Source organism: Actinomyces sp. Z5 (assembly GCF_003287795.1).
Lineage (GTDB): Bacteria > Actinomycetota > Actinomycetes > Actinomycetales > Actinomycetaceae > Actinomyces > Actinomyces glycerinitolerans.
The window spans coordinates 22321-36757 of record NZ_QMIN01000057.1 but is presented as its reverse complement, the minus strand read 5'-3'; the positions used below and the strand labels follow the sequence as shown (position 1 = coordinate 36757).

Annotated in this window: 7 protein-coding genes; 2 read left to right on the top strand and 5 right to left on the bottom strand. The window is 70.9% G+C overall.

Annotation, left to right across the window (positions count from 1 at the left end):
• The first annotated feature begins 9 nt into the window (after positions 1–9).
• Positions 10–2343 (top strand): glycoside hydrolase family 3 N-terminal domain-containing protein, encoded by a 2334-nt coding sequence (locus tag DRB06_RS08180; protein ID WP_111819644.1) that lies wholly within the window; start codon positions 10–12, stop codon positions 2341–2343.
• The gene (locus tag DRB06_RS08175) at positions 2340–4751 is read left to right on the top strand and encodes an alpha-L-rhamnosidase (protein ID WP_111819642.1); all 2412 of its coding nucleotides are present in this window, start codon (positions 2340–2342) and stop codon (positions 4749–4751) included. The genes DRB06_RS08180 and DRB06_RS08175 overlap by 4 nt, the downstream gene beginning before the upstream one ends.
• A 47-nt stretch (positions 4752–4798) precedes the next feature.
• Here the strand turns inward: DRB06_RS08175 and DRB06_RS08170 are convergent, their stop codons facing one another.
• From DRB06_RS08170 to DRB06_RS08150, 5 genes are all read right to left on the bottom strand, one after another.
• On the bottom strand, positions 4799–6811 hold the full coding sequence (locus DRB06_RS08170) for a CocE/NonD family hydrolase (RefSeq protein ID WP_111819641.1): 2013 nt from the start codon (positions 6809–6811) through the stop codon (positions 4799–4801).
• An 11-nt stretch (positions 6812–6822) separates the two neighbouring features.
• Complete coding sequence (locus DRB06_RS08165; RefSeq protein WP_111819640.1) at positions 6823–8466, bottom strand: carboxylesterase/lipase family protein; 1644 nt, start codon at positions 8464–8466, stop codon at positions 6823–6825.
• 1 nt (position 8467) lies between these two features.
• Positions 8468–9901, bottom strand: a complete 1434-nt coding sequence (locus DRB06_RS08160; RefSeq protein ID WP_111819639.1) for an MFS transporter — start codon at positions 9899–9901, stop codon at positions 8468–8470.
• Between the two features lie 32 nt (positions 9902–9933).
• Complete coding sequence (locus DRB06_RS08155; protein ID WP_220093002.1) at positions 9934–12897, bottom strand: alpha-L-rhamnosidase; 2964 nt, start codon at positions 12895–12897, stop codon at positions 9934–9936.
• Positions 12898–13412: 515 nt separating this feature from the next.
• A complete protein-coding gene (locus tag DRB06_RS08150) occupies positions 13413–14237 on the bottom strand; it encodes a hypothetical protein (protein WP_146750839.1) in 825 nt (274 codons plus the stop codon).
• Between the last annotated feature and the right edge of the window lie 200 nt (positions 14238–14437).

Here is a 14437-nt window from a genome sequence, read left to right as displayed (position 1 = left end):
AACGACGCCATGTCCGCCAATAAATACCCCTACCAGGACCCCGCCCTGCCCGTCTCCCAGCGCGTCGAGGACCTGCTGGGACGCATGTCGACGTCCGAGAAGATCGGCCAGCTGCGGCAGTACTTCTACTTCGCCCCCACCGACGAGGATGTGCCCGAGGAACTGATCGCCGCCCTGCCGTCCGAGCATCAGGAGTACGCCCGCCAGCCCGCGCGCATCCGTGCCGCCCTCGACCGGGGCGAAGTGGGATCCCTGATGTTCCTCACGGACCCGAGGCTGATCAGGCGGTTGCAGGAGCGCGCGATCGCCGGAAGCCGCTGGGGGATTCCGCTGCTGTTCGGATTCGACGTCATCCACGGTCTGCGCACCATCTTCCCGGTGCCGATCGCCTCTGCGGCCTCCTGGAACCCGGCGGGCGTTGAGGCCGCACAGCGCATCGCCGCCAGGGAGGCCGCCGCCGTCGGCATCCGCTGGACCTTCGCCCCGATGGTCGACATCGCCCGCGACCCCCGCTGGGGCCGCATCGTCGAGGGCGCCGGGGAGGACCCCTGCCTGGGGGCCGCCATGGCCGCCGCCCAGGTGCGCGGCTTCCAAGGCGGAGCCGAGGGAACCGCGGATGCGGAGCATCCGGCCTCCGGCACCGCCGCCTTCCCCGCCGACGCCATCCTGGCCGGTCCCAAGCACTTCGCCGGTTACGGTGCGGCCGACGGCGGGCGCGACTACGAGGACGTCGACCTGTCCGACGACGCCCTGCACAACGTCTACTACCCGCCCTTCCACGCGGCCATCGAGGCCGGTGCGGGCAACATCATGGCCGCCTACATGGACCTCAACGGCGTTCCCGCCGCCGCCAACCGCCACCTGCTGACCGATGTGCTGCGCGGCGAGCTCGGTTTCAACGGCTTCGTCGTCTCCGACGCCAATGGCGTCAACAACCTGACCACCCAGCGGCTCGTCCCCGACACCGCGGAGGGCGCCGCCCGCGCCCTCACCGCCGGACTGGACATGGAGATGGCCAACGGCCCGGCCGCATTTGAGCACCTCCAGGCCGGTCTCGATACCGGTCGTGTAGACGAGGCCGCGCTGGACACGGCGCTCCGCCGGGTGCTGGCCGCCAAATTCCGCCTCGGTCTGTTCGAGCACCCCTATGCCGACGCCGACGCGTCCGCCGTCCTGAATGACCCTGCGCACCGGGAGGCCGCCCGGCGGGCGGCGGAGGAGACCCTGGTGCTGCTGGAAAATGACGGTACTCTGCCGCTGACCGCCGGTGATGGTGCCGTGCACCGGATCGCCGTACTCGGGGACCTGGCGGACTCCAAGCGCGATGTGCTCGGCCCGTGGGTGTTCGACAAGGACGTGGAGGAGTCCGTCTCCATCCTCGATGGAATCCGGGCGCGCGCCGGCGAAGGCGTCGCTGTCGAGTACGCCCGTGCGCTGGCGACCGCCGAACGCACCCAGCCCTCCATATTCGACCATTTGGATACCGGCCGCCTGCCCGCCACCCCGGAGGGCTTCGACGCGGATGCGGAACTCGACCACGCCGTAGGCCTGGCCGCAGCCAGTGAGGTGGCGATCGTCGTCGTCGGCCAGAACCAGAACATGATCGGCGAGAAGTCCTCCGCCTCCACCCTCGACCTGCCCGGCCGCCAGGCCGAGCTGCTGCGGCGCGTCATCGCCACCGGCACCCCCACCGTGGTGCTGGTGATGAGCGGTCGTCCTCTGGACCTGTGCCCGGCCGACGGCGCCGCCGCCATCCTCCAGGTCTGGTACCCGGGTACCCGGGGAGGGGAGGCCGTAGCCGCCGCTCTCTTCGGGGACGTCTCCCCGGCGGGACGCCTGCCCTTCACCTGGCCCCGGCACGTGGGGCAGCTGCCGACTTATTACGCACACCGCACCACCTTCGCCCCCGAGGGCGCAGATACCCGTTACTGGAATGATGCCTCAACCGCACCCCGTTACGTCTTCGGGCACGGCCTTAGCTATGCGGCCTTCGCCTACGGGCCGGTGCGCGTGCCCGAGTGCATGGTGGTGGGTGAGACCGTGACGGTGAGCGTGGACGTCACCAACACCTCCCGCATCGACGCCGATGAGGTGGTCCAGCTGTACATTCACCAGCGCTACGGTACGGCCACCCGTCCGGTGCGCGAACTCAAGGGATTCCGGCGCGTGCATGTGCCCGCGGGGGAGACGGTGACGGTGAAGTTCCCTCTCGGACCGGATCAGTTGCGCTACTGGTCCACGGCGACGTGCGAATGGGTGCAAAGTGAGACCACCCTTGATGTCGCCGTCGGGGGCAGCTCCGCGGTGCCGTTCAGCGATCGAATAAAGGTAACCGCCCGATGATCAGTAACCCCGCACCACTCGTTGGTCCCGTCCTGACCGACCTGGACGATGCCGCCTGGCTCGCCACACCCACGCCGACCCCTGTGGCCGGAAACCGACCCGCCTATGAACTGCGCACCCACCTGACCGTCTCCGCCGCCGAGGCCGCCGGGCCGGCCCGACTCACGGCCACCGCCCACGGCATCTACGAGGCGTTCATCAACGGCGCGCGTGTCGGCGACGTCGAACTCGCCCCCGGGGCCACCAGCTACCGCAAGACCCTGTACGTGCAGACCTGGGATGTCGCCGGAATGCTGTGCGAGGGGGAGAACGAGTTGCGGCTGGTGGTCTCCGACGGCTGGTTCCGGGGCCGCTGCGGCCCCAGTCGAGTTCCGGACAACTATGGCGAGGTCACCGCCGTAATCGCCGCTCTCACGGTCGGCGGCTCGCCGCTGGCCGGGGATGAAGCCGGGACCCCGGCCCCGCGCCGGGTGGTCACCGGGCCCGGCTGGGAGGTCGCCGTCGGCGCCATTACGGCCGCGGATCTCATGGACGGACAGACCACCGATCTGCCCCGAATCGGGCGGGAGAAGTGGGAGCCCGCCGCCATCGCCGACACCCCGCTGACCCGCGACCGCACGCGACTGGCAGCATCACCCGCCCCGCCCGTACGGCGGGGGGAGCCGCTGCCCGCGCGGCACATCTCCCGTCTGCCCTCGGGACGACAGATCGTCGACTTCGGGCGAATGCTTAGCGGCTGGGCGCGTCTGAGCGATCTAGGCCCCTGTGGCACGCGCCTGAAACTCACTCACTTCGAGGTGCTCGACGCCAACGGTGACATGACGACGAGGCACCTACGGTACGCTCCGCCCTTCCGAAAGGAGCCCTACCCGTTGGGTCAGGTGGACACGATTATTTCGCGGGGAGTCGCCGAGGACGTCGTCGAGCCCCGGCACACCACTCATGGCTTCCGCTACGTCGCCATCGACGGCGCCGATTGGCCCTTGGATCCGGGCAGGATAACCGCGATCGAGGTCCGTAGCGACCTGATGCAGCGCGGTGGCTTCACCTGCTCCAACCGGGACATCAATCGACTGCACGCCAACACGGTGCGGGCCTGGCGGTCCAACTCCTGTGACCTGCCCACCGACTGTCCGCAGCGGGAGCGCTGGGGCTACACCGGCGACTTTCAGGTCTTCGCCCGCACCGCCGCCTTCCTCGACGACGTCGGCGGTTTTGCCCGCAAGTGGCTGCGCTCCCTCGCTGACGAGCAGCGGGAGGACGGCACCATCCCCAACGCCGCACCGGACACGGGAACCGATGACTCCAGCCCGCTGCCGGATCTGTCCGGTGCCGCCGGCTGGGGTGATGCGGCCACCATTGTTCCCTGGGAGATGTACCGTGCCTACGGCGATGTCGAGGCACTCGCCGAGGCCTATCCGATGATGCGGCGGTGGGTGGAGCGCGTCGAGCGGGTGGCCGCCTCCGACCGTCATCCCACACGGGCCAAGAAGCACGCCGAGTGGCGCGAGCACGACCGCTACCTGTGGGACACCGGTTTCCAATGGGGGGAGTGGACTGAGCCGGGTGTCCAATGGGATCCCCGAGGAGACTTCGGCATTGTGGCCACCGCCTACTTCGCCCGCTCGGCGCGCATACTCGCCGATACCGCCGGGATCCTCGGCAAGCGGGACGACGCCGTGCGATTCGGCGAGTTGTCGGATCGGGTGGCGGCCGCCTGGCGCGCCGAGTTCGTCGATGCGACCCCGAAGTCGGCTCAGTCGGGTATGCGGCTGACCCAGCCGACCCAGGCGAATTACGTGCGTGCTCTCGCCTTCGACCTGGTTGAGCCCGCACAGCGGGAGGACGCCGCCGCGCGCTTGGCCGAATTGATCCGCAAGAACGGCTGCCGACTGTCGACCGGTTTCCTGTCCACCGGCCTGCTCCTGCCCACGCTGGCCGACGCCGGCTACCTGGACCTGGCCTACCAGGTGCTGCTTCAGCCCAAGGAGCCGGGCTGGTTGGTCATGGTCGAGCGCGGTGCCACCTCCATCTGGGAGGAGTGGGATGGCATTGACGCCGAAGGGCGGCCGCACAACTCCCAGAACCACTACGCCAAGGGCGCGGTCAGTACCTTCCTGCACGAGTACGTGGCTGGCATTCGTCCTGCCGCGCCCGGTTACACGGCGGTGGAGATCGCGCCCAGTCCCGGAGGTGGCCTGTCCAACTGCCAGGCGATCCTTAAGACGGCCGCCGGTCTGATTGACATTGCCTGGACGATCACCGACGGCGTCTTCCGGATGCGGGGAGAGACACCGCAGGGAACGCCGACCACGCTGCGTCTTCCCGACGGGGGTGTGGTGGAGACCGTCGGCGGGAGGTTCTCGGAGTCCTGCCCGCTTCCCGAAGCGACTGACATTTCAAAGTAATGCAGCCCGCCCGGTCCGGCCCGAACCGTTTCGACCGACCTCGGCGGTTATATCGACCGACCTCGGTGAGGGGGAGCGGCGGGGTGGGTCGCCAGGTCGACGGCGGTGACGACGACGGCGCTGGGGTGGGCGGCGTCGTGCAGCACCCGCATGGTCACCGGGGCCCCGCCCGCCGGGTCGGCCACGCTGTAGCGCGGCCAGTTGGAGCCGGCCAGGTCCAGGCGCAGGCGGTGTCCGGCCGGCAGGTGTACGCCGGTGGCCCACATATCCACCTTCGCCTTGACGGGCTCACCCGGCGTGAGCGGGTCGTGCCGGGCCGTTCCGGCGCGGCCGCTCAGCCGCAGCACGCCGTCGGTCAGCAGGGTGGAGGTGCCGTCCGGGCTCACCTCGGTCAGGGCCGCGTGCAGGTGGGCGTCGACGGCGTCCGCCGCCACCCAGGCGTGCAGCCGCACCGGGCCGAGCAGCGTCACCGGCTCGGTCAGTGGGGCACTGGTGAACACCGCGACGTCCCCGCGCGCCTCAACATCGCGCTGGTCGTGCGGGCCGGCGTTCTCCGGCGGCCCCATGAGCATTTGGCCGCCCGCGGTGGGCACCGGATCCGCGGGGTCATGCACCCAGGCGGTGAAGCCCGACGCAGTCTCCTGGGCGGAGCATTCCCGCGGCGAGACCGCATCGGCCACAGTGCTCGTGACACCGTCGGACTGTGCGGCGGGTTCAATCCGCCCGTCGCCCGGGGCGTGCAGCATCCCGCCCGTGCCCAGGTGCCAGGCCTGCTCGACGGCGTCGGGGGCGGGCCAGGCGGGCAGGTCGATCCACCGGTCGGCGCCCATGACGTACACGCGCACCGGGTCGCGGGGCAGCCGAGCCGCCGCCTGCTCATCCCCGAGGGCCGCCTTCCAGAAGTCCAGGCTCAGTTCCCCCAGGCCGACGTCGTCGGTGCCGCCGCCGGAGAAGTCACGCCCGGCCAGGTGCCCGTCGAAGGTCAGATGGGTCCAGGGGCCGACCACCAGACGCACGTTCCCCGGCCGGCTCCGCGCCGCAGCACCGGCGGCCATGGCCGTGAAATTGCGCAGGGTGCCGCCCTGGAATAGGTCGTACCAGCCGGACACGTGCAGCGTCGGCACGTCCAAGTCGGCCAGGGCGTCAACCGGGTAGGCGAGCCGCTCCCAGTAGGCGTCGTGCAGCGGATGGTTCACCCAGTCCACCATGTGTCCGCCGGCCCGGTGCGCGGCCGCCAGGTCCCGGGCCGCCTGCGCTACGCCGACCCGCTTCAGATACGGAGTGAAGTCCTCCACCGGCTCGGGCAGTGTCTCCTGCGGGGCGTCCGCGCGCCCGTCGCGCCACAGCCCGGTGCGCACCTGCTGGCGCGCCCACTCATACGACGGCCCCTCCAGCAGCACGCCGCCGCGCATGGCCAGGTCGTCGTCATAGGTGGAGGGAGACACCCAGGCGGTCATAGCGGCCAGGTGCTCGGTGCCGGCCAGGGCGGCGGTGAACTGGGTGGTGGTCAGGTAGGAGTTGCCGAAGGTGAGCACCCGGCCGTCGCACCAGGGCAGGGCGGCCAGCGCCGCGCGCGTGGCGGTGCCGTCCGCGGCCTCGTCGAAGTAGAAGCGGAAGTCACCGTCGGAGATGTCCGTGCCGCGGCAGGCCTGGGCGACCACCGCGAAGCCCTCGGCGATGGCCCGGTCCAGGCTCACAGCCGCCTGCATGCCCAGCACGCCCGCCATGAGGCCGGGCGTGGCCGGGTCGACGCCGGACACCTCGGCCACCATGGGCCGCCAGGCCCCGAAGTAGGGGCAGCGGGTCAGCAGCACCGGGTGGGTGCCGTCGTCGGCGGGGCGTACGACGTCGGCACGCAGCACGGTCCCGTCCGGCATGGGGAGCTCCAGCACCTCATGGATGGCGTGGGAGGCGGGGCCGTCTGCCGCAGGCAGCTTCAGGGCGGCGCGCACGGAGGCGGGGATGTTGCCGGCCGGTTCGGGCGCCGGGTCGCCCGGCGACGGCGATGGCCGTACCGGGGTCCGGTCCGGCTGCGCGGCGGCTTGACTGTTGTCGGACATGATGCGGGTTCCTATTGCGCGGATTCGGCGTCGGCCAGCATGGCCAGCTCCAGGGGATAAACGACCTCGTCGACGGCGCCGGCGGGGGCGGCCGGGCCGCCGTAGCGGCGTCCGGTGCCGGCCCGTGCCCAGGGCGGCCAGCCCGGTGCGCCGTCGCGGATGAAGCGCACCCAGTCGGCGTGCATGACATCGGCCAGTGACTGCGGGCGTGGTGAACCCTGGACGCCGTCGGCGTGCGGGTGGGCCAGACAGTCGAAGACGAAGGGCACCTCCATGCAGTGGTTGGACAGGCCGCCCGCCGGCGCGGGCAGGGCCGAGCACCAGGAGAAGTCGTACACCCAGGTGCGGTCGGCCGCGACCGGGTCGGCGCCGCGCCGCCGCACCCACTGAAGTACCGGCAGGCGGAACAGGCCGTTGGAGACCACCTGGCCCACCAGCAGCTCCTCGTCGCCGGCCAGTTCCGGGTAGGTGGCGGTCAGCTGCGTGATCCGCTCCGGGCGCATGCCGGCCTCGGCCAGCAGCTCCGCGGCGCCGCGCCCGGCCATCTCCCCGCTCAGGGCCCGGCCAATGGGGGTGAGTTCGTGGCGCACTCCGCCGCACAGGACCGGCACATCCGCTGCCGCGGTCGCCGCGTCCAGGGTGGCGGCGGGGATGATGTCCCCGTCTACCACCGGCATGAAGGTGCGGGAGATGGCCCGGGGCGGGCGGATGAAGCGCGACAGGTCGGCGGAGACGTCGAACAGCGGGAACTCCCGGCCGAGCTGCTCCGAGACGTCCAGCACCCGTTCCTCCGACACGGAGCGCCAGCCCGCCATCTCCGGGGCGATGCTGGCGATCTGGGCGGCCCGCTCCCCGATCACGCGGGCGTCGGCAGTGGTTGCCGCCGTCGTGCCGCCCGACTCGCAGATCACGCCGTGCAGCAGGCCGCGGGCGCGCGGGGACGCCAGCAGCACCAGGGCGCTGGCACCGCCGGCGCTCTGCCCGCCGACGGTGATCCGCTCCGGGTCCCCGCCGAAGGCGGCGATATTGTCCCGCACCCACTCCAGGGCGAGGATCTGGTCCAGCACGCCGCGGTTGACCGGGGCGTCGGAGTCGGGGATCCAGCCGAAGCCGTCGAAGCCCAGCCGGTAGGAGATGGACACGGTGACCACGCCGTCGCGGTTGAAGGCGGCCCCGTCGTAGAAGGGGCTGGCCGGGCTGCCCGCGTAGAAGCCGCCGCCGTGAATCCACACGAGCACCGGCAGGCGGGCGTCCGCGTCCCCGGGTGCGGAGGTGAAGACGCTCACCGCGAGGACGTCGTCCCCGGGGATGGACGGCTCGGGGATGGCGGTGGTCTCCCCGAAGGGACGCCGCTGCGGGGTGGGACCGGGGCGGGAGGCGTCCCGCACGCCCTCCCAGCGTCCGCGGCGCACCGGCGCCAGGAAGCGGCGTGGGCCGGTCGGCGGCTCGGCGAAGGGAATCCCGTAGAAGACGGCGGAGCGGCTGAAGCGGGCGGGGGAGCCGGTGGCCGAGATGATCCGCCGCCAGACCCCGCGCACCGCCCCGCAGGGGGCCGTGACCACCGGGCCAGGGCCGGGCTCGGGGACGGCCACCGGCGTGGAAGCGGGGTGGGCGACGGGACTGGGCGCGTCGGGAGTCGGCTGGTCGGCGGGCATGTCACTTGACCTTCTTGACCGGGTAGATGGCAAGTGCCGCCAGCAGCAGCATGACCATGGCGAAGACGTAGATCATGCGGTACCCGGCGGCGCCGGCGATGCGGGCTACCAGCTGGCCGGCGATCACGGGGGCCAGCATCTGCCCGATGTTCGTGGCCGCGTTGGCCACACCCAGGTCGCGGCCCGCGGCCTCCGGGTCCGGCAGGACATCGATGAACAGGGCCTGGTCCACGGTCATGAAGGCGCCGAAGGCGAAGCCGGACAGGGCCGACATGATCAGCAGGCTCGCAACCGTGGGCCAGACGGCGGGCAGCGCATACAGTGCCATGAGCGCGAAGGAGGAGTAGATGACAAAGGGCTTGCGGCGCCCCAGCTTGTCCGACAGCCGTCCGGAGACGAGCATCATGATGATCATGCCGGGCATGGCCACCAGGCTCAGGATGGGGACCATGGCATTTGCCTCTGCCTGGGTCAGGGCCGGGCGCACATAGGACTGGAGGACGTACAGGTTGAAGGTGGTGGAGGAGGTGTAGCCGAGGAACATGAGCAGCCGGGCGAACCACACCCAGCGGTAGTCGCGGTCGCGCAGGGCGATGGTGAAGCCGATGATGAAGGTCTTGACGTCAAAGCGCGGCAGTTCCAGGTCCTTGGAGGAGCGGTCCTTGGCCAGCAGTACGAAGCAGGCGGCGCCGAAGGCCACCAGAATCGCGAAGATGTAGTAGGCGTCCAGGCCCATCGCGTTGAAGGCGTTGCCAGCGACCAGTGAACCCGCCAGGCCGCCGATCATGGTGCCGATTCCGGAGAAGGCGGAGACCGTCGCCAGACGGTTCTCCGGAGTACGGTCGGCGATGGTGGTGACCAGCGGCGCCTGCATGAAGTTCAGGGCCACCTGGGCCACCACCCAGAATATGGTGATCAGTAGGATGGTGCTGGAGTAGCGCAGTCCGATCATGAGCAGGGCGCCCACGAACCCGCCGGCGCAGATCCAGAAGGAGCGCCGTCCCCAGCGCGAGCGCCACCGGTCGGAGATGACCCCGACGATCGGCTGGGCGAACATGGTGAAGAGGGAGCCGACGGCGCTGACCACGGACATGGCACTCGCGCGGGCGCCGTCGTAATGGTTGTAGATGTCCGTCAGCTCGGCGGCGTCCGCCCCGGTGTAGGTGCCGGAGGCGAGCTGCTGGAGCACCTCTGAGGTGACGTGCGGATAGTCGCCGAAGAACGCCTGGAACTCCACCATCTGCACCTGGTTGGGCAGCAGAATGCCGGGAATGGCGGAGTAGCACGAGAACAGGAACATGCCCGCGATCGTGTAGGCGAACAGGTACTGGTAGAACGGGCGCCCGCCCAGGTACTTCATGGAGGTGCCGGGGCGGGTGGGCTCCTGGATATTTGGGTCCTTGCCCACCTGCGGGACCGTGGATGGTTGGGACATGGGAACTCCTTTGTTCTCGTGTGGATGTTTGCTCAGGCCACCAGGTGGTGGCGGCCGTGAGACAGCTCGAGGGGCGGCTCCCCCTCGCGTCCCGGCAGGGTCACCCGCGCCCGCGCCCCGACCGGGACGACGACGTCGAGTTCCAGGCGGCCCTCGCCGGCGGCGGCCGCCTGCGCGGACACCTCACGGCCGGCCTCGTCCACCAGCCGCCAGGCCACTGCGGCCCAGCCGTAGGGGGTGCGGTGCACGGCCTCTGCGCGGGTCAGGCCCCCGCCCGGCGTCGGGGCCACCTCGATCACCCGGTAGCCGGGCTCGGCGGGTGCCAGGCCCGCGACGCTGCGCTCCAGCCAGGCCGCCACCGCTCCCAGGGCGTAGTGGTTGAAGCTGGTCATGTCGCCGGGGTTGATGGTCCCGTCCGGCAGCATGGAGTCCCAACGCTCCCAGGTGGTGGTGGCCCCCATGGTGACCGTGTACAGCCAGCTCGGGCACGTCGTCGTCAGCAGCAGCCGGTAGGCGGCGTCGACGTGACCGGTCGCCGTCAACGCCCCGGTGAGTACGGGCGTGCCCGCGAAGCCGGTGGACACGTGCCCGCCGGAGGCCTCCACCAGCTCGGCCAGCCGGTCCCCGGCAACCTGGCGGTGCTCCTCCGAACCGGTCAGGTCGAAGGTGATCGCCAGGGCGTAGGCGGTCTGCGTGTCGGAGGTCATGTGCCCGGCGCCGTCGGTGAAGCGGGCGCGGAAGCCCTCCCCGATCGCGTCCGCCAGGGCGGTGTAGTGAGCGGCGTCGTCGTTCTTGCCGAGGACGACCGCCCAGCGGGCGACGATCCGGGCCGACTGGGCGAAGAAGGCGGTGGCCACCAGGTAGGGGTCGGTCATCGCCTGCATGGGGTTGTCCGGCGGGGCGGAGGGGTCCAACCAGTCGCCCAGCTGCATGCCGGAGTCCCACACGTGATCGTCCGCGGATAGGGAGTCCACCAGGTCCACCCAGGCCTTGGCGGAGTCGTACTGCTGGGCCAGCAGGCCGCGGTCGCCGGTGGCCCGGAACAGCTCCCACGGCACCACGGTGGCGGCGTCGCCCCACACGGCTGCCGGCCGCGGCGGGGTCCAGAGTCCGCCCGGAATCACGGGCACGTACCAGGTGACGGTGCCGTGCGCGGCCTGCTCGATCGCCAGGTCCGCCAGCCATGAGGACAGCAGCCCGGTGCAGCCGTAGTGGAAGGCCGCGGTGGGGGCGAAGGCCTGGATGTCGCCGGTCCAGCCCAGGCGCTCGTCGCGCTGCGGGCAGTCGGTGGGCAGGGCGACGAAGTTGTCCCGCATGGACCACCGCGAGTTCTCGTGCAGGCGGTTCACGCGCGCGTCCGAGCAGTCGAAGGCGCCCAGCCGCTCCATGGAGGTGTGCACGACGACGGCGGTGATCGCCCCGGCCTCAATGTCCCGCTTGGCGGCCGCCGCCCCACCCGGCCAGCCGGCCACGTCCGCGTAGCGGAAACCGTGGATGGTGAAGGCGGGCTCCCACTCCTCCACGCCGTCGCCGGCCAGCGTGAAGCGGTCGGTGGCGGCGGCACCGCGCAGCGGGCGCGTACCCAGTCGGCCGTCCTCCAGCACCTCGGCGTGCCGCAGGGTGATGGTGGTGCCCGCCGGGCCGGTCACGCGGATGCGCAGGCGGCCGGACAGGTTCTGCCCGAAGTCGATCAGCACGCGCTCCGGGGCGGTCTCGATCTCCGCCTCCCCGATCGACATCGCCTGCCGCTCCTGCACCGTGACCGCTACCGGAAGCAGCGTCTCCTGCGCGCGCACAGGGGCATCCAGCGGCATGATCAGCTGCTCGGCGTCCGAGGCGCCCACGGCCACCGGCGACCATTCGGCGTCGTCGAACCCGGGGGCCGACCAGCCCGGAGTGGTCAGACGAGCGTCCACCGTCTCGCCCTCGTACAGGCCGGTGAACAGGATCTCGCCGGCGCCCGCCCGCCAGTCCGGGCCGGTGGCGACCGTGGTGCGGGTGCCGTCTGCGTGGGTGAGCTCGAGCTGGATGATGGCGGCGACATCGTCGCCATACAGGTTGCGGTAGCCGCCGTCGAAGCCGATGTGTCCGCGGTACCAGCCGTCGGCCAGCTGAGCGCCGAGCGCGTGGCGGCCGACGCCGTCGCCGGCGGGGGAGGAGTCCAGCAGTTGAGCGGTGACGTCGTAGGCGCGGGCCACCAGGCGCTGCCCGTATACGGTCCAGCCGGGCACCAGCTCGTCGGTGCCGACGCGGCCGCCGTCGAGCTCGGCGCGGATCAGGCCGTGGGCACTGACATAGGCGCGGGCGGCCACCACCGGGCGGTCGACCGTGAACTCGTGGCGCACGCGCGGCGGGCGGCGGTCGCTCTCGGGGTTCTCCGGCCAGGCGGGGCCGACGGGCAGCGCCTCCCAGTCGGCGGCATCCAGCAGGCCAGCCTCGTAGACAACCGGCTCGGACCATTCGGTGGTGGCGGGCACCGCGGTCGAGGGTGCGGTGGCGGAGGCGGCTACGGCGACGCTGCCGGTCACGCGTACGCGCACCGCCACGCGCTCGCGGGAGGTGAGCGGTGCGGCGGGCCAGTCGGTCAGGACGCCGTCGGCGGTGGCCAGGGGAAGAGTTTCAGGGGCGGCGATCGGGACGCCGGCCGGGTCGGTGCGGGTGAGTTCGACCTCGGCGTCGGTGGGGGTCCAGCCGGCGGGGGCGGTGGGGATCTCCCAGGACAGGCGCGGTGTGGGGGAGGCGCCGCCCAGGATGTCGCCGGGGAGGTATTGATCGAACTTGAGGTGAGTGGGGGCGGCCAGTTCGCCGACGGGGTCGGGCAGGGCGGCAGCGGTGATGGCGGGCTCGGGGACGGCGGGCCGGGCAGACGGGAGGACGCCGTCGGGCTTGGAGACTGAGACCTCGGGGAGTGGACCCGGTGCCGCGGGAGACGGGGGCTGGGACGCGGTGGCGGGCTGCTGCGGTGCGTGAGGTGCTGGTGTTGTCTGCGTTGACACGGTGTGGCTCCGTCTGCGGTGACGAGGGGCGGGCGTTGAAACGACTCAAAGGTTAATTGCGGGGAGGGTCCGAGTCAATGGGCGGCAATAGGGGGTGATGGGCGGCAATGGGGGTCGCCCCGCGGGCCTCCTGGTTGGCGACAGGCCGGCAAGCGGTGTCCGAAGCGCGCGTCGAAGGCGATCCGGCAGACCCGAGGACGACCTTGGGCGGGTGAGCACGTCCCCTTCGCGGCTCGAGAACGCTGTCGCAAGCCTCAGAACGACCCTGCCTGGACGTTCGAGCACGTCGTCTTCATCCCGGGCGCGACCCTGAACGGGCGAACACGTCCTTTTCGTCCCGAGATCGACCTTCACCCGTGCGGGTGTTCGCCGTGGTTGAAACTCGAGCCGCACTACTCCCACAGGCCGGGAACGCGGCGGGCATGCAGCGTCACGCTTGGCGGCATGTGCTCCATTACTCTCGACGTCAGTCGGGCCTCGTCATTGAGGTCTGCGTACGTCACCCGCATGAACGATCAGCCCATGGCGCCGATGGCGTCCTGACGGAGCTTCTCCTCCCAGACGTCGTTGTTGACGCCGTATTTGCTGCGGCCGTCGAACTCGATCGCCAGCCGCAGATTCGGCCAGGCGAGATCGAGGAAGCGCTGGCCGCGGCCTGCATCCAGTGTGACTTCGTGCTGCAGCTCCGGTGACGGCAACCCGAGCGCCACGACCAGCCGCCGCGTCAGGCTTTCACCGGGTGACTCCGAGAAGGGGCTCGCCATGGCGACGACGGCGCGGGCGCGCACCGCTCCCCGCCGTGGTCCTTCGGCCTCAACCGCCGCCAGCAATCGGGGGCGAATACGCTCCCACCGAGCCCTCGCCTGCTCCGGGTCGAAGCGGTCGGGGCAGCACAGCGCCCGCATGGCTGAATCGACGATGGTGATCGACTCGCGCGCAGGCAGGTCGAAGGCGCAGTCGACCGCCGTTCTCAGCAGGGTCGTGACCGGTAGCCCGTTGACCACCTCCACATCTTCGGGCTGCAGGCGGGAGCGACGGCGTCTCAGACTGACGGCACGACCCGGCCCGGAAGGGTGTGGAAGGCTCGCATCCGCGAAGTCGATGGGAGCCAACGGTTGTCGGGCACGCTTGGGATTCGTAGGTACCGCGATGCGAATATCGGTTTCGCCGCGGCGCAGCCACAGGCCGTGTACGAGTGCCGCAGCCTCATGGGTGAGTACGACCGCGGATCTGGCTGAGTGAATCGCGGCGACGCAGCGGGCCAGGCCGACCTCGCGCTGCTGCGCCCACACCGCCTGCCCGGGAGTCGGTAGCAGGCTGACGCCGGGGGCGATCTGCACGCGGGCGTCCACGGTCCGAGCTCTGCTGGGGCGCCCGGCGTAGGCGAACTCAATCGTGGGTAGCGGAGGCGGTGTGGGTGCGCTGCGACTGGATTGGCGGGTGTTCTTGCACGCAATAGTCGTTGGGGTGAACCCACCCGATACTGAGTTTTCGTTGGTATTATGCGGAATTGTCGGTTGGCTTGGAGTTGGGTGGTGTG

What these genes read in the sequence shown, in the direction of transcription:
- DRB06_RS08160 (WP_111819639.1), bottom strand. Translation starts at nt 9,901, where the DNA reads ATGTCCCAACCATCCACGGTCCCGCAGGTGGGCAAGGACCCAAATATC.
- DRB06_RS08175 (WP_111819642.1), top strand. Translation starts at nt 2,340, where the DNA reads ATGATCAGTAACCCCGCACCACTCGTTGGTCCCGTCCTGACCGACCTG.
- DRB06_RS08180 (WP_111819644.1), top strand. Translation starts at nt 10, where the DNA reads ATGTCCGCCAATAAATACCCCTACCAGGACCCCGCCCTGCCCGTCTCC.
- DRB06_RS08170 (WP_111819641.1), bottom strand. Translation starts at nt 6,811, where the DNA reads ATGTCCGACAACAGTCAAGCCGCCGCGCAGCCGGACCGGACCCCGGTA.
- DRB06_RS08165 (WP_111819640.1), bottom strand. Translation starts at nt 8,466, where the DNA reads ATGCCCGCCGACCAGCCGACTCCCGACGCGCCCAGTCCCGTCGCCCAC.